14 protein-coding genes are annotated in these 14,550 nt (G+C 66.1%); 9 read left to right on the forward strand and 5 right to left on the reverse strand.

The window, feature by feature from the left end; all coding sequences use genetic code 11:
* Nucleotides 1-3 precede the first annotated feature (3 nt).
* The 5 genes from HTA01S_RS08055 (at nt 4) to HTA01S_RS08075 (ending at nt 3,890) form a co-directional block, all read left to right on the forward strand.
* Nucleotides 4-207, forward strand: a complete 204-nt coding sequence (locus HTA01S_RS08055; RefSeq protein WP_157572016.1) for a hypothetical protein — start codon at nt 4-6, stop codon at nt 205-207.
* A gap of 25 nt (nt 208-232) precedes the next feature.
* Nucleotides 233-1,849 (forward strand): glutamine-hydrolyzing GMP synthase, encoded by a 1,617-nt coding sequence (gene guaA / locus HTA01S_RS08060; protein ID WP_068168993.1) that lies wholly within the window; start codon nt 233-235, stop codon nt 1,847-1,849.
* Between the two features lie 32 nt (nt 1,850-1,881).
* Nucleotides 1,882-2,490: a 2'-5' RNA ligase family protein gene (locus tag HTA01S_RS08065; RefSeq protein WP_068169635.1), complete on the forward strand. Its 609-nt coding sequence runs from the start codon at nt 1,882-1,884 to the stop codon at nt 2,488-2,490.
* Nucleotides 2,491-2,589: 99 nt separating this feature from the next.
* Complete coding sequence (locus tag HTA01S_RS08070; RefSeq protein WP_068168995.1) at nt 2,590-3,219, forward strand: FMN-binding negative transcriptional regulator; 630 nt, start codon at nt 2,590-2,592, stop codon at nt 3,217-3,219.
* Nucleotides 3,216-3,890, forward strand: a complete 675-nt coding sequence (locus HTA01S_RS08075) for a GDSL-type esterase/lipase family protein (protein ID WP_084235944.1) — start codon at nt 3,216-3,218, stop codon at nt 3,888-3,890. Before HTA01S_RS08070 ends, HTA01S_RS08075 begins: the two co-directional genes overlap by 4 nt.
* On the opposite strand, the gene opgC is transcribed toward HTA01S_RS08075, so the two are convergent.
* Entirely contained in the window at nt 3,870-5,012 is a 1,143-nt protein-coding gene (gene opgC, locus HTA01S_RS08080; RefSeq protein ID WP_084235945.1) for an OpgC domain-containing protein, read from the reverse strand. The two genes, HTA01S_RS08075 and opgC, sit on opposite strands and share 21 nt — an antisense overlap.
* A gap of 64 nt (nt 5,013-5,076) precedes the next feature.
* Here opgC and tadA point away from each other — a divergent pair, with 64 nt between their 5' ends.
* Together tadA and HTA01S_RS08090 are read left to right on the forward strand one after the other, a co-directional pair.
* Nucleotides 5,077-6,465, forward strand: coding sequence for a tRNA adenosine(34) deaminase TadA (gene tadA, locus HTA01S_RS08085; RefSeq protein ID WP_068169001.1), 1,389 nt, complete (start codon nt 5,077-5,079; stop codon nt 6,463-6,465).
* A 31-nt stretch (nt 6,466-6,496) separates the two neighbouring features.
* A complete protein-coding gene (locus tag HTA01S_RS08090; protein ID WP_068169004.1) occupies nt 6,497-7,438 on the forward strand; it encodes an LD-carboxypeptidase in 942 nt (313 codons plus the stop codon).
* 49 nt (nt 7,439-7,487) lie between these two features.
* Here HTA01S_RS08090 and HTA01S_RS08095 read toward each other — a convergent pair whose 3' ends face one another.
* The gene (locus HTA01S_RS08095) at nt 7,488-7,820 is read right to left on the reverse strand and encodes a hypothetical protein (RefSeq protein WP_068169006.1); all 333 of its coding nucleotides are present in this window, start codon (nt 7,818-7,820) and stop codon (nt 7,488-7,490) included.
* 396 nt (nt 7,821-8,216) lie between these two features.
* On the opposite strand from HTA01S_RS08095, the gene HTA01S_RS08100 reads away from it, so the two are divergent.
* Nucleotides 8,217-9,161, forward strand: a complete 945-nt coding sequence (locus HTA01S_RS08100; RefSeq protein ID WP_068169009.1) for an adenylate/guanylate cyclase domain-containing protein — start codon at nt 8,217-8,219, stop codon at nt 9,159-9,161.
* A gap of 89 nt (nt 9,162-9,250) precedes the next feature.
* The gene (locus tag HTA01S_RS08105) at nt 9,251-11,737 is read left to right on the forward strand and encodes a penicillin acylase family protein (RefSeq protein ID WP_068169039.1); all 2,487 of its coding nucleotides are present in this window, start codon (nt 9,251-9,253) and stop codon (nt 11,735-11,737) included.
* A 10-nt stretch (nt 11,738-11,747) separates the two neighbouring features.
* Here the strand turns inward: HTA01S_RS08105 and HTA01S_RS08110 are convergent, their stop codons facing one another.
* The 3 genes from HTA01S_RS08110 to HTA01S_RS08120 form a co-directional block, all read right to left on the reverse strand.
* The gene (locus HTA01S_RS08110) at nt 11,748-12,494 is read right to left on the reverse strand and encodes an EF-hand domain-containing protein (protein WP_068169042.1); all 747 of its coding nucleotides are present in this window, start codon (nt 12,492-12,494) and stop codon (nt 11,748-11,750) included.
* Nucleotides 12,495-12,631: 137 nt separating this feature from the next.
* Complete coding sequence (locus HTA01S_RS08115; RefSeq protein ID WP_068169044.1) at nt 12,632-13,399, reverse strand: ABC transporter ATP-binding protein; 768 nt, start codon at nt 13,397-13,399, stop codon at nt 12,632-12,634.
* Between the two features lie 16 nt (nt 13,400-13,415).
* Entirely contained in the window at nt 13,416-14,537 is a 1,122-nt protein-coding gene (locus HTA01S_RS08120) for a succinylglutamate desuccinylase/aspartoacylase family protein (protein ID WP_068169047.1), read from the reverse strand.
* Nucleotides 14,538-14,550: the final 13 nt, after the last annotated feature.

Genomic DNA, 14,550 nt, shown 5'->3' on the forward strand with positions numbered 1-14,550 from the left:
CCCGTGCAATGGCAAGTGTGGGCGCTCTACGCGCTGGCGCTTTTGCTAGGCGGCATGGTGGTCTGCGGATTGCTGACCGGTGAAACCCCGGGGCGGCAACCGTTCAGCCGGGTCAATGATCCTGAAAAGTTCTGGCAGTCCCTGTCCCTGCTGTTCTTGCTGGCGCTCGCTGCCTTTTTCGGCGCGCGCTGGCTGAATCGGCGCTGATTCTTTTACCGCGGTCCCGTCCTCCATGCAGCACCAGAAAATCCTCATCCTCGATTTCGGCTCCCAGGTCACCCAGCTCATCGCCCGCCGCGTGCGCGAAGCCCATGTGTATTGCGAGGTCCATCCCTGCGACGTGAGCGACGCCTGGGTGCGCGAGTTCGCCGCCGATGGCCAGCTCAAGGGCGTGATCCTCTCCGGTAGCCATGCCAGCGTCTACGAGGTGGACGACAAGGCCCCGAATGCCGTGTTTGAACTGGGCGTGCCCGTGCTGGGCATCTGCTACGGCATGCAGACCATGGCGCAGCAGCTCGGCGGCAAGGTGGAGGCGGGCCACACCCGCGAATTTGGCTATGCCGAGGTACGCGCCCGTGGTCACACGCCTTTGCTCAAGGACATCGCCGACTTCCATACGCCTGAGGGCCACGGCATGCTCAAGGTCTGGATGAGCCACGGCGACAAGGTCACCGAAATGCCACCCGGCTTCAAGCTCATGGCCAGCACCGACAGCTGCCCGATTGCCGGCATGGCCGACGAGGCGCGCGGCTACTACGCCGTGCAGTTCCACCCCGAAGTGACGCACACGGTGCAGGGCAGGGCGCTGCTGGAGCGCTTCGTGCTGGAGATCTGTGGCACACGGCCCGACTGGATCATGCGCGACCACATCGAGGAAGCGGTGCAGAAGATCCGCGAGCAGGTGGGCGATGAAGAAGTCATCCTCGGCCTGTCCGGCGGCGTCGATTCATCGGTGGCGGCCGCCCTGATCCACCGTGCCATCGGCGATCAGCTCACCTGCGTGTTCGTCGACCACGGCCTGCTGCGCCTGAACGAAGGCGACATGGTGATGGACATGTTTGTCGGCAAGTTGCACGCCAAGGTGATCCGTGTCGATGCGGCCGACCAGTTCCTCGGCCACTTGGCCGGGGTGAGTGATCCGGAAGCCAAACGCAAGATCATCGGCCGCGAGTTCGTCGAGGTTTTCAAGGCCGAAGCCGCCAAACTCATTTCAAGTGGTGCATCAACAAAAGGCGCCAAGTGGTTGGCACAAGGCACTATTTACCCGGACGTGATTGAGTCCGGTGGTGCCAAGAGCAAGAAGGCTGTCACCATCAAGAGCCACCACAACGTGGGCGGCCTGCCGGAGCAGTTGGGCCTGAAACTGCTGGAGCCGCTGCGCGACCTGTTCAAGGACGAGGTGCGCGAACTCGGCGTGGCGCTCGGTCTGCCGCACGACATGGTGTACCGCCACCCGTTCCCCGGCCCCGGCCTGGGCGTGCGCATCCTGGGCGAGGTCAAGAAGGAATACGCCGACCTGCTGCGCCGGGCCGACGCGATCTTCATCGAAGAACTGCGTTCCACCATCGACCACCCCTCTGGCAAGAGCTGGTACGACCTCACGAGCCAGGCGTTCACCGTGTTCCTGCCGGTCAAGAGCGTGGGCGTGATGGGCGATGGCCGCACCTATGACTACGTGGTGGCCCTGCGCGCGGTGCAGACCAGCGACTTCATGACCGCCGACTGGGCCGAGCTGCCCTATGCCTTGCTGAAAAAGGTGTCGAGCCGGATCATCAACGAAGTGCGCGGCATCAACCGCGTGACCTACGACGTGTCGAGCAAGCCGCCCGCGACCATCGAGTGGGAGTGAACGGCGCCTGAAGCGCATTGGTCGTGACCACCATGCCGGACACCCGCCGAAACCAACCCGCACCCCTGCAGGGCTCTCTGCCTGGGTTTGAAGCACCGGGGAAGCCCACTGATCGCCTGTTCCTGGCGTTGTTTCCCGGTGCCGACGACGCCGCCAGGTTGTCGCGGCAGGCGAGCGCGTTGCGCGAGCAATTCGGGCTGACGGGCAAACTGCTGGAGCCCGAGCGCTTGCACGTGACCCTGCACCACCTGGGCGACCATGTGGGCCTGCGCGAAGACATCGTGGACGCGGCGCGCCGTGCGGCCGACACGGTGCGTTTGCCGCCCGTGGAGGTGGCATTCGACCAGGCCATGAGCTTCACCACCCACCGGGGCACACACCCCTTGGTGCTGTGCTCCGGGCAGCCCCACGAAGCCCTGCGGCAGCTGTGGCAGAAACTGGACCTGGCGCTGCAACGCGCAGCCTGCCCCAAGCCCCGCAGTGGAACCTTCACCCCGCACATGACCCTGCTCTACGATCGCGAGCGAACGCCTGTCCAGGCGGTTGAGCCGCTGGCGTGGACGGCGCGCGAGTTTGTGCTGGTGCACAGCCTGCTGGGCCAGACGAAGCACATTGTTCTGGGACGCTGGCCACTGCGCTGAAGCTGTGCGGTACACCTCAGCCGCATGACTGCGATGTGCTTTGGGCATCGGCGGCCTCAGTGATCGCCGCTACAGTCGGCACCCAGGAGCCACCCACCTATGTACCTGCCACCCCAGTTCAACGACAAGGACCTCGTCCACGCACGGACGTTGGTGCGCGAGCACCCGTTCGCCAGCGTGATCTCGAACGACGACGAGGGATTTCCATTCGTCAGCCACCTGCCGCTGCACCTGGTGGCCGACGAAGAGCCCTGGCGGTTGCTGGGTCACTGCGCCAGAGCCAACCCGCACTGGCGTTACCTGCAGGCACGCCCCCGGGCCCTGGTGAGCTTTCTCGGGCCGCACGCCTACCTCTCGCCCAAGGTGTATCCCGATCTGGCGCGTGTGCCGACCTGGAACTACCTCGCGGTGCACTGCACGGTGGAAGCGACCCTGATCGAGGCGCCCGACGCCAAGGACCGCTTGCTCAAGCAACTGATCGGTGACCACGAGCCGCCATACGCCGAGCAATGGCGCGGTCTGGACCCGACGCTGGCGCAAAAGATGCTGGCCGGCATCGTCGCCTTCGAGTTGTGCGTCACGGGCGTGCAGTGCAAGCTCAAGCTCAACCAGCACCGCCCCGAGTCCCATGCGGCCATGCTGGCGATGTATGAGAGCGGCAACGCCGACGAGCGCGCGCTCGCTGGCTGGATGCACCGCCTGGGCATGACCGGGTCAGGCGCGGCATGAACCGACGTGGGTGTCTGGCTGCGCTGGCGGCCCTGATCTGGACCCGTTCCCAAGCCCAGAGCGATTCACCGGCCGAACTGCGCTGGAAAGCCGAGCTGGACGCCTTCGCCGCGGCCGACGGGCAGCGGCCACCGGTGCCCGGAGGGGTGCTGTTCGTGGGCAGTTCGTCCATCCGGATGTGGACCGGGCTGGAGACGACGGCTTTCCCCGAACAGCCGGTGGTGATCCGGCGCGGTTTTGGCGGCTCGCGCCTGTCGGATTGCGCCGATCTGGTGCACCGTCTCGTGCTGCCATACCGGCCGCGGCTGGTGGTGCTCTACGCGGGTGAAAACGATCTGACCGAGGGTGCCAGTCCACAGGACCTGCTGGCCCACTTTGTGCGGTTCGTGCAGCAGGTGCGGACCGCGCTGCCGAACACGCGGATCGCCTACCTGTCGATCAAACCCAGCCCTTCGCGGCTGGCGCACATGATGGCCATGCGCGAGGCCAACCTGCTGATCCAGACCCATGTGCTGGCGCACGACGATCTCGATTACATCGACGTGCACACGTCGATGCTGGACAACGACGGACAGCCCCGGCCCGAGCTGTATCAGCGCGACCGGCTCCACCTGAGCGCCGAGGGCTATGGCCTCTGGCGCCAGGTCGTCTCAGCGCATCTGCGCCCCTGAACGCCACACCAGCGCCAGGCGCCAGCCACGGTGCTCGCGTGCTTCCGCGGTCATCGCGACGGCGAACAGACCTGCGAATGCGCTCACCAGCAAGGCGACATCGGTGGTCCAGGGGCGGATGACCTGGGTGGACCCGAAGAAGGCGAGCGTGAAGAGCGCGATCACGATGTGGGCGCAAAACACCGACAGCGAGTTGCGCCCCAGCAATTCCAGCGGCCAGGGGCGTGGCAGAAACTGCCGCAGCCAGGGACCGGCCGACACCAGCAGCACGAACACGCTGGCGAAGTTCAGGACCCGCAGCGGTCCGAGCGACCATTTGTCGAGCAACTGGCCGACTGCGGGCACGCCAGGCATCGGGTCCTGACCCACCATGTGGCGCCACAGCAGCATGCCCAGCGCGTACAGCGCCGCAGGCACCAGCAGCCACCACGGGAAACGCGGCAACGGCTGCTGCCGCGCGCCGAGCCACAGGCCGGCCACCCAGAGCGCCTGCCAGGCCAACCAGTGGAAGGCGCCCATGTCCTTGTAAGGCACCGGAAAATCGATCAGCCGGCCGGTCAACCCGTGCAGCGCGAGACCCAGACCCCATTGCTGGGCCAGCCAGAGCAGGGCGCTGAGCGTGAGCACGCCGCGCCAGCCCTGTTGCAGGCCTCGGCGCAGCAGCCAGGGGCTCAGCAGCATCAGGGCGATGTACAGCGGCAGGATGTCCAGCAGCGGCGGGTTGTGGATCAACAAGGCGGCCCCCATCACAGCGGCCGAGGGATCTATGAAGAAAAATTCGAGCAGGCCGGTGACGCCGCCCTGCCGGTTGTGCACGCCGAGCCAGGCGATCAGCGTGAACGCCAGCAACAGCAGACCGACCTGGCACAGGTAGAGTTTGAGCGCGCGGCTGTGGAAGGCAGCCTGCATGGCCGGCAGACCGTCGCGCCGGGCCCGGCCGCCGTACACGCGGCCCGCCATGAAGGCCGACAGGAAAACGAAACCCTCGGCGGCCGAGACAAAGCCGAACGGCTGGCCCGATGGCAACGAATACATCGTCGGCATGTGGGTCAGCGTCATCAGGACGAGCATGAGGCCGCGCAGGGCGTCCAGCTCCCATCGGCGTTGAGAAGCGTTTGACATCAGGGTTAACCAGAAGAACCCGCGATCATGCCAGAGCCGGCAGACCCTGACCTACACTCGCCGCATGCCCGACACCGCCGTTCCCGATCACCGTTTCATGCGTGAAGCCCTGGCCGAGGCGCAGCGGGCGGCCCAGGCCGGGGAGGTGCCCGTGGGCGCGGTCGTGGTACAGGGCGGACGCGTGATCGCCACCGGCCGCAACGCGCCGATCGACGGCCTGGACCCCACCGCCCATGCCGAGATCGTCGCGCTGCGGGCGGCAGCCCGGGCGCTGGGCAATTACCGGCTGGACGACTGCATGCTGTACGTCACGCTGGAGCCCTGCGCCATGTGCAGCGGGGCCATGCTGCATGCGCGGCTCCAGCGCGTGGTGTTTGGTGCGGCCGATCCCAAGACCGGTGCGGCCGGTTCGGTGATCAACCTGTTTGCAGAACCCCAGCTGAACCACCAGACGGCCGTGCAGGGCGGGGTGCTGGCCGACGAATGCGGCGCGCTGCTCAGCGACTTTTTCCGGCAGCGGCGCGAAGACCAGCGCCGCGCCGCGCATCCGTTGCGGGAAGACGCCCTGCGCACGCCCGATGCGCGTTTCACCGGCTTGCCCGGCTATCCCTGGGCACCGAACTACGTCAGCGACTTGCCGTCCCTCAACGGCCTGCGCCTGCACTACCTTGATCTTGGCGCCAGCGATGCCAGTACCACCTGGCTGTGCCTGCACGGCAACCCGGCCTGGAGCTACCTCTATCGAAAGATGATCCCCGTGTTCGCCGCCAGCGGCGCTCGGGTGGTTGCACCCGACCTGATCGGTTTCGGCAAGAGCGACAAACCCAAGAAGGAGGGCGCCCACAGCTTCACCTGGCACCGGCAGGTGCTGCTGGAGCTGGTCGAACGGCTCGATCTGCACCATGTGGTGCTGGTGGTGCAGGACTGGGGTGGTCTGCTCGGCCTGACGTTGCCCATGGCGGCTCCCGAGCGTTACCGCGGCCTGCTGGTGATGAACACCACGCTGGCCACTGGCGATGCCCCGCTCTCGCCCGGCTTTCTGGCCTGGCGCGAGATGTGTGCCAAGAACCCCGAATTCGACGTCGCCCGCCTTTTCGCGCGAGGCAACCCGCAGATGAGCGCCGAGGAATGCGCGGCCTACAACGCACCCTTTCCGGACCGGGGCCACCGCGCCGCGCTGCGTGCCTTCCCGGCGATGGTGCCCGAACAGCCCGATGACGATGGCGCAGACATCTCGCGCCAGGCACGCGAGTTCTGGCGGCACGACTGGCAGAGCCGGACCTTCATGGCCATCGGTCAGCTAGACCTGGTGCTGGGCGAACCGGTGATGCGCGCACTGCAACGCGACATCCGCAGCTGTCCCGAACCGCTGCTGCTGCCCGAGGCCGGGCATTTCGTCCAGGAGCACGGCGAGCGCGTGGCCCATGAGGCCTGCGCATTTTTTGCGCGATGATCCTGCCCTTGACCGTTTTCGATCTTTTCACATGAGCCACATCTATATCTATTCCCCGTCCAGCGCAGTGCGCGACAAAGCAGCGTTCAAACGCGGTGTGGCCCGCCTCAAGAATCTGGGGCACGAGGTCGAGGTCGACGAGGCCGCGCTCGCCAGCCACCTGCGTTTTGCAGGCGACGACGCCACACGTCTGGCGGCCATCACCCGCGCCGCGGCCAGCGGTGCCGATGTGGCGCTCATCTCGCGCGGTGGCTATGGGCTCACGCGCATCCTGCCCGAGCTGCCCTACAAGAAAATTGCCAAAGCCGTCGAAAAAGGCACCCGGTTCGTGGGCCTGAGCGATTTCACCGCCTTGCAGTGCGCGCTGCTGGCCAAGACCGGTGCCACCACCTGGGCCGGCCCCGCGCTGGGGGAAGACTTCGGCACCGAAGACGCGCCCGACGACATCATGGAGGCCTGTTTTGACGACATGGTCTGTGGGCAGGGTGAAGGCACGGGCTGGCAACTGCCCAGATCCGATCTGCCGGCGCTGGCGGCGCGGGCCCAAAAGCCGACCGAGGAAACGCCGCCACTGCAGGTGCGCAATGCCACCCTCTGGGGCGGCAATCTCTCGGTGCTGTGTTCGCTGGTCGGCACGCCTTGGTTGCCTCGCGTCAAAGGCGGCATCCTGTTTCTGGAAGATGTGAACGAGCACCCTTACCGCGTCGAGCGCCAGCTTACCCAGTTGCTGCATGCGGGCATCCTGGGAGAACAGAAAGCGGTGCTGCTGGGCGCATTCAACCGATATCAGCTCAGCCCGCACGACCGCGGGTTCAAGTTGCAGACGGTGGTGGACTGGTTGCGCAGCAAGACCCAAACCCCGGTGCTGACCGGTTTGCCTTTTGGCCACGTGCCCACCAAGGTGATGCTGCCCGTGGGGCAGAAGGTGGAATTGCTGGTGCAGGGCAGGGATGCCCTGGTCTTCTGGGGGTGATTCCGGGGGCGGTACCCGTTCAGATGCCGGGTGGCGATGCCGCAGCGGCTCAGCGGCGCAGGCGGCAGGAGTCCATCAGACTCTGAGGCAGCAGGCCCTGGAAGAGGTGCGACAAGGCCATGATGGTGTCCACGGCTTTTGCTTCGCCATGCAGGCTGCTGAGCACCGCCACCATTTCCGAGCGGGCAAACCACAGGGCATGCACATCGTGCAGGTACAACAGTCTGTTTTTGAGGCGCGGGTTGAGCTTTGCCCCCTCTTGTCCCAGGGCTGCCAGCATGGCTTGGCGCACCGGCTCCAGGGCTTCGGGCGAGTCTTTGCGCAGTTCCGTACCCAGAAGGGCCGAAATGCTGTTGCGTAAACCGGGTTTGATCCAGCGCATGAAGTTGGCCTCAACGACTTTGTCTTTATTGGTCTCAAGAATACGCCGGTGGGCCGGTGCCCTGCAACGTTTTGTTATTGATGAAAATCAAAAAAACAACAAGCAAATCATGGGGTTAGTGAAGTCCTTTCATGCAAGATGTCTCCATTTTTAATACCTTGTGCATAGTCTTGGTGCGTGGCCAGTCGTTTTGCCCCCGTTATGTAGGACATTGGGACCAGAACCGGTGAAAACCCTCGTAGCGTTCCACAGCCGAAAATGTCACAGCGGGACCGTGCCAGGGCTTGGCAAGAATCGGGCCTGCGTCTGGCGAGACTCACGGTACTTTCCTGGCGAGATCCGGCGATTCGGTGTGTTGTCGGTGTGTTGTAATTCCAGGCAATTTCTCTAGTACCCATGGCCGAACTGACGATTGCATTTGTGGATTTGACTGGCAGCGTGTCCGTGTTCGAGACACTGGGCAACGACCGCGCCACCCAGGCCGTCACCAAACTGACGCAATGGATCGGCTCGGTGGGGCTGGAGAACGGTGGCAAGGTGGTGAAGATGCTGGGCGATGGCGTGTTGCTCTCTTTTTCCAGCAATCGCCACGCCATTGAAACCATGGTGCAGATCCAGCAGGAGCATGCCCAGCGGGTTGCCACCTGGCCCGACCGACTCAAACTCATGATGCAGATCGGTATGGCCCGGGGCCAGGTGGTGCAGATCGATGGCGACTGTTTTGGCGACGCCGTGAACCTGGCCTCGCGCCTGAGCGATCTGGCCGGGCCGGAGCAGATCCTGGTGAACGACGCGGTGGTGCGCAGGCTCAATCCCCGAAGCGGGGTGCGCAGCCGCAGCCTGGGGCCCATGCGCATCAAGGGTCGGGCCGAGCCGTGTGAGGTGTTCCGCATCGAGTGGCAGACCGAAATGCTGTCGGAGTTCCTGACCCTGCCCGCCGACCTGCACACCCTGGGCACGTCGGCCGAATCGGTGTTTGGTGGCATCGAGCTGGCCTGGCTCGACGCCACCCGTTCGTTCGGCGTCACCGATCTGCCGCTGACCATCGGCCGCGTGCCGGAAGCCGATTTCGTGGTCAACGATCCCCGGGTCTCGCGCACCCACGCCAGCATCGACATCCGTTCCGGCAACTATGTGCTGGAAGACGTCAGCAGCTACGGCACCTGGGTGCGGTTCGCCGGGGGTGACAACGTGATTGCACTGCGTCGGCAGGAGTGCCTGCTGCACAGCGATGGCGAGATCGCCATGGGGGCTCCGTTCTCGGATTTCAGCGCTCCGACCATCAGTTTCCGGCTGGTGGAGGGCAACGTGCTGCTCGGGCGCGGACAATTGCGTAAATAGCCCGCGGAATCCCCGCCACGGGGACGGCTGCCGGGGGGGGCTGCTGGGCCTTCCGGCAGGAATCCACACAACCAACGAAGTGAGACAACGTGCGCTGGACCAAACGTTTTGCATGGGCGTTGTTCGCCCTTCTGTGTGTGCTGGCGGTGGCCGCTGCAATCTACATCGGGCAAAGCCTGCCCCAGACCCGAGGTGAGCTGCGCCTGACAGGCCTTGGCGCGGGGGTGACCGTGCAGCGCGATGCGGGCGATGTGACCCACATCCAGGCCAGCGACCCGCGCGATGCTTGGATGGCCATGGGCTATGTGCACGCACAGGAGCGTGGCTGGCAGCTGGAGTTCAACCGCCGCATCATGCGCGGCACGCTCTCCGAGGTGGTTGGCCCGGCCACGCTGGACACCGACCGGCTCATGCGCACCCTGGGCATCCGCGAGGCCGCGCGCCGGCAGTTCGCCGGTTTGCCCGAGGAGGCGCAGGTGGCGCTGCAGGCCTACAGTGATGGCGTCAACGCGTTCTTTGCCCGCAGCGACCAGGCGCTGTCGCCCGAGTTCCACCTGATGGGCATCGACCCGCGGGAAGCGGCCCGGGCAGGACAGTACTGGGACCCGCTGGACAGCGCGGGCTGGGCGCTCATGATGGCGCTGGACCTGGGCGGCAACTGGGGCAACGAGCTCGCACGGCTCTCGGCCTTGAAGGTGCTGGACACGGCGCAACTGTGGCAGCTGTTCCCGCCATATCCCGGCGAGCCGCCGGCGGCGCAGGCCGATCTGGCGCGCCTGTACCGCGAGCTGGGCGTGTACCGCGCCGAGTCTGCCCAGACCTCGTCGCAAGCCGCCCCGGCGCCGACGATGATGGCGCAGATCGGCCGCGACATGCAGCTCTGGGCCAACGAGCTGGGCAACATCGAGGGCAAGGGCTCCAACAACTGGGTGGTGGCGGGCTCGCGCAGCGAAACCGGCCAGCCGCTGCTGGCCAACGACCCACACCTCGGCCTGAGCGCCCCGGCCATCTGGTATTTCGCGCATCTGCAGGCACCCGACGCGGGCGGCATCAAGGGCATGAACGTGATTGGCGCCACGCTGCCGGGCACGCCGTTCGTGGTGCTCGGTCGCACCGACCAGGTGGCCTGGGGTTTCACCAACACCGGGCCCGACGTGCAGGATCTGTACTTGGAGCAGATCAACCCCGCCGATCCTGCGCAATACCGCGTGCCGTCGGCCCCCGGCGCCCAGGCCTGGACCGCGTTTGAAAACCGGGTCGAGACGATCCGCGTCAAGGGCCAGGCCGACGTGCAGCACACGGTGCGCAGCACCCGCCACGGCCCGGTGCTCAGCGACATCCCCGGGCGCACCCAGGAGCTGATCGACACCGCCCGCTATGTCGTCGCGCTGCGCTGGACCGCGCTGGATGCGGACAACCGCAACGTGCAGGCCACGCTCGAATCCAACCGGGCGCAATCGGTGGAAGAGCTGCTGCAGGCGTTTCGCCAGTTCCACGCCCCGATGCAGAACGCCGTGATGGCCGATCGCAGCGGGCGCGTGGCCTACAAGGCGGTGGGGCGGGTGCCGGTGCGGTCCGCAGCGAACGACATCCGGGGCGTGGCCCCCGCACCCGGTTGGGACGCGCGCTACGACTGGGCTGGTTGGTTGCCGTACGAGGACACACCGCAGGACGACGGCGCCAAGGGCTGGATCGCCACCGCCAACCAGCGCATCCACGGCCCGGACTACCCGCATTTCCTGACCCAGGACTGGGCCGCCTCGTACCGCCAGGAGCGCATCGAGGCCCTGCTGGCGAAAACACCGCGTCACAGCATGGCCTCGTTCGAGGCCATGCACGCCGACCAGTTCTCCGCCGCCACCGTGCGCCTGCTGCCCTTCCTGCAGAAGACCACCTCCAGCCATCCACTGGCCGCCGCAGCCCAGGAAGCGCTCAAAGGCTTCGATGGCGTGATGCGCTCGGATGCCGCGGCACCGCTGATCTATACCGCCTGGGTCGACGAATTCACGCGTGGGGTGATCGGCGGCAAGCTGGGGCGAGAGCGCTTCGAGGGCATGTACGGCAAACGCCTGTTCCGCAACGCGGTGGAAGGCATCCTGGAGCGCGACGACGCCGGTTGGTGTGGCGCGCCAGGTTGTGCCGAGGCCAGCGCGCAGGCGCTGGGGCGCGCGCTCGACAGGTTGCAGGAAAAACACGGCCAGGACGTCTCGGCCTGGCGCTGGGGCGACGCGCATCCGTCGATTTCGGTGCACCGACCGTTGAGCAATGTGAAGACGTTGGCGCCGTTGTTCGAGGTGCGCGGCCCCACCGGCGGCGATCCGTTCACCGTCAACGTGGGGCAGTACCACCTGGACAAGGCCGATGCCCCGTTTGCCAACCGGCACGCCGCCAGCCTGCGCGCGTTGTACGACCTGTCCGATCTGGAGAACTCGCGTTTCATCTACCAGACAGGGCAGAGCGGCAACGTGTTTTCAAGCCGCTACCGCGACATGAGCGAGCCCTGGACCGCGGTGCAGTACCGGCCGCTGCGGATGCAGCCGCAGCGCTGGGCCAGCAGCCTGACCCTGGTGCCCTGAGGGTTCAGGCTCAGGCCGCCTCGTTCAGGCCACCGGTGGTGCCGAGGCCGGCGAGCGCGGTTTCGTTGTACTTGCGGGTGGCGGCTTCGATCTGGCTGTTGAGCTGGCTGACGAAGGTGGTCAGTTCGCTGTCGCTGATCTGACCGTCGCCGTCGCTGTCCAGGCCATCCATCAGGGCCTGCAGCGGGTCGGCCGGGGCGGCTGCCACAGGGGTGGTGGCATCGGTTTCGGCGGTGGTGGTGGCGGGCGCGACTTCACCGGTGGCCACCGGCGCGTCGGCATCGGAGCTCACCAGGGTGGTGGTGGTCGTAGTGGTGGACACGATGGACACCTCGGCCCCATCGGCCGGGACGCCCGTGAACTCCGCCATCGACAGGCTGCCATCCCCATCGGCATCCAGCGCCCCGAACTGTTCCTCGTTGCCGCGCGACTGCAGAAAGTCCTGGGTGTTCGTGGGTGGGGCGAACAGGTGCTGGATCACCTGGCCCAGCTCTTCACCATTCAGGGCGCCATCGCTGTCGCTGTCCAGGCCGGCAAACAGGGCCTTCGAATCCTGGCCCAGGTCGATGCCGTACTTGGTGGAAATCTTTTCCAGCGCGGCCTCGAACTCGGTCTGGCCGACCGTGCCGTTGCCGTCGGTGTCCGCCTTCTTCAGCATCTTGTCCTGCAGCTTGCTGGACAAGGCCGATCCGATGGACGCCAGGGCCTGCGACCACTGGCCAGTGACGCTGCTTCCGACCGTTTCGGTGGTGCTCATGGAATTTCCTTTCGTGTGGGACAACAGGGGGCGCCGTTCGGGCTGCGCCTATGTTCCGACAAAAGGAGGGGGGCCAAGCCGGCCAACAACAGGGCAAGATCCCCGCTGTTTCGCGTTTTTGACCGGGCGGGACCGGGTTATTTCAGGTTGCCCGAGAGAAACTGGGTCAGCCGCTCGCTCTTGGGCCGCGCCAGCACCTCGGCCGGCACGCCCTGTTCCTCGATGCAGCCCTTGTGCAGGAAGATCAGGTGGTTGGAGACTTCACGCGCGAAACCCATTTCGTGCGTGACCACCAGCATGGTGCGGCCTTCTTCGGCCAGCAACTTCATGACGCGCAGCACCTCGCCCACGAGTTCGGGGTCCAGCGCGCTGGTGGGTTCGTCGAACAGCATCACCTCGGGCTCCACCGCCAGCGCGCGGGCGATCGCCACCCGCTGCTGCTGCCCGCCCGACATGTGCGTCGGGTACTTGCCCTCCACATCGCGCAGCCCGACCTTTTCCAGGTATTTTCGGGCCGTGGCAACCGCCTCGTCCTTGCTCTGGCCGAGCACGTGCATGGGGGCCTCAATGATGTTTTCCAGCACCGTGAGGTGCGACCACAGGTTGAAGTGCTGGAACACCATGGCCAGCCGGGAGCGGGCACGTTGCAGCTGCTTTTCGTCCGCGGCCTTGAGCATGCCGTCCTTGGTCTTGACCAGCTTGAGCTCTTCGCCGGCCACGATGATGCGTCCCTCCTGGGGACGCTCCAGCAGGTTCATACAGCGAAGAAAGGTGGACTTGCCCGACCCCGAGGAGCCGATGATGCTGATCACGTCGCCCGCGTTGGCGGTGACCGAAACGCCCTTGAGCACTTCGTGGCTGCCGTAGCTCTTGCGGATGTCGATGGCTTCGAGTTTGGTGGTCATGGGTATTGAAGAGGATTCAAGGGCTGAGCAGGTTACCGGAACGGATGGGGGTGGCGCCGGCGACACGGCAGATTTCCAGGCCGCTGGTGGCCCAGCGCAGGTTGTGGCGGGCGTACACCACGCCGTCGATCGAACTCTGAATGGGGGTGGTACGTGGCGTCAGCGGGTCCACCACGTGGGCCAGCACCTGTCCGGCCTGCACCACGTCGCCCACCTCGCAGGTGAACGCGATCACCCCGGGGTGGGGCGCGTGCAGCGACTCGGTGCCCGCCAGCGGCGTGGCATTGCATAGGGCTGGCGGCAGAGCCGGTACAGGGCCGGCGAGCACGCCGGCGTGCCGCAGGTACTGAACGATGGCCAGCGCGTCCTGGCGCGCCAGCGCTTCGGACACATCGGTCTGGCCGCGCAGCTCCACCGTGGTGCTGGCGCAGGCCAGAGGCACGGCAAACCGGTCGGCGAAGTGTTCGCGCAGCCGCCACCAGGGGCCGGAGAGGGCTTCATCAAACGAAATGGACGATCCCGATCCCCTGGCCCACAAAACCGCCCGCGCGCCCAGGAAGCGCGCCAGCGGCTCGATCTGGTCCAGCATGGGCTGCTCCACGTACAGGTGCACCGCCGCTTCGAAGTCGCAGTGCAGGTCGAGCACGATGTCGGCGTCGTAGGACAGCTGCATCAGCGTCCGCCGCAGGCTCTGCAGTTCGGTGGTGGGCTGCTGGGCGTCCAGGGCCCGGCGCATGGCGGCGCGGATGAGGCGCTTGTTGTCCTCGGCCTGCGGCCCCAGCTGGTCCGCCACCTCGTCCTTCACCAGCGCAAAGAAGTCCGGGTAGTTGCGGTTGAAGTTCTCCATGCTGGCCAGCTCGAAGCGACCCATCTGGTGGTGCATGGTGGTCTGGTCCAGACCGATCGGGTTGGCCAGCGGCACCAACACAACCTCACCCTGCAACTGGCCGTCCTGTTCGGCCACTTCGAGCAGGCCGCGCAGATGGTGGGCCACCAGCATGCCGGGCAGTTCGTCGGCGTGCAGGCTGGCCTGCACATAGACTTTGGGGCCACGGCCAGCCGGACCGAAATGCCAGCTGCTCAGGTGGCGCTGGGTGCCCAGCGCGGGCGAGAGGAGGGGGTGGTTGATCTGTTGCATATCGACGTTCAAG

Source organism: Hydrogenophaga taeniospiralis CCUG 15921, from assembly GCF_001592305.1.
Lineage (GTDB): Bacteria > Pseudomonadota > Gammaproteobacteria > Burkholderiales > Burkholderiaceae_C > Hydrogenophaga > Hydrogenophaga taeniospiralis.

What these genes read in the sequence shown, in the direction of transcription:
- guaA (WP_068168993.1), top strand. Translation starts at nt 233, where the DNA reads ATGCAGCACCAGAAAATCCTCATCCTCGATTTCGGCTCCCAGGTCACC.
- HTA01S_RS08065 (WP_068169635.1), top strand. Translation starts at nt 1,882, where the DNA reads ATGCCGGACACCCGCCGAAACCAACCCGCACCCCTGCAGGGCTCTCTG.
- HTA01S_RS08070 (WP_068168995.1), top strand. Translation starts at nt 2,590, where the DNA reads ATGTACCTGCCACCCCAGTTCAACGACAAGGACCTCGTCCACGCACGG.
- HTA01S_RS08075 (WP_084235944.1), top strand. Translation starts at nt 3,216, where the DNA reads ATGAACCGACGTGGGTGTCTGGCTGCGCTGGCGGCCCTGATCTGGACC.
- opgC (WP_084235945.1), bottom strand. Translation starts at nt 5,012, where the DNA reads ATGTCAAACGCTTCTCAACGCCGATGGGAGCTGGACGCCCTGCGCGGC.
- tadA (WP_068169001.1), top strand. Translation starts at nt 5,077, where the DNA reads ATGCCCGACACCGCCGTTCCCGATCACCGTTTCATGCGTGAAGCCCTG.
- HTA01S_RS08090 (WP_068169004.1), top strand. Translation starts at nt 6,497, where the DNA reads ATGAGCCACATCTATATCTATTCCCCGTCCAGCGCAGTGCGCGACAAA.
- HTA01S_RS08095 (WP_068169006.1), bottom strand. Translation starts at nt 7,820, where the DNA reads ATGCGCTGGATCAAACCCGGTTTACGCAACAGCATTTCGGCCCTTCTG.
- HTA01S_RS08100 (WP_068169009.1), top strand. Translation starts at nt 8,217, where the DNA reads ATGGCCGAACTGACGATTGCATTTGTGGATTTGACTGGCAGCGTGTCC.
- HTA01S_RS08110 (WP_068169042.1), bottom strand. Translation starts at nt 12,494, where the DNA reads ATGAGCACCACCGAAACGGTCGGAAGCAGCGTCACTGGCCAGTGGTCG.
- HTA01S_RS08115 (WP_068169044.1), bottom strand. Translation starts at nt 13,399, where the DNA reads ATGACCACCAAACTCGAAGCCATCGACATCCGCAAGAGCTACGGCAGC.
- HTA01S_RS08120 (WP_068169047.1), bottom strand. Translation starts at nt 14,537, where the DNA reads ATGCAACAGATCAACCACCCCCTCCTCTCGCCCGCGCTGGGCACCCAG.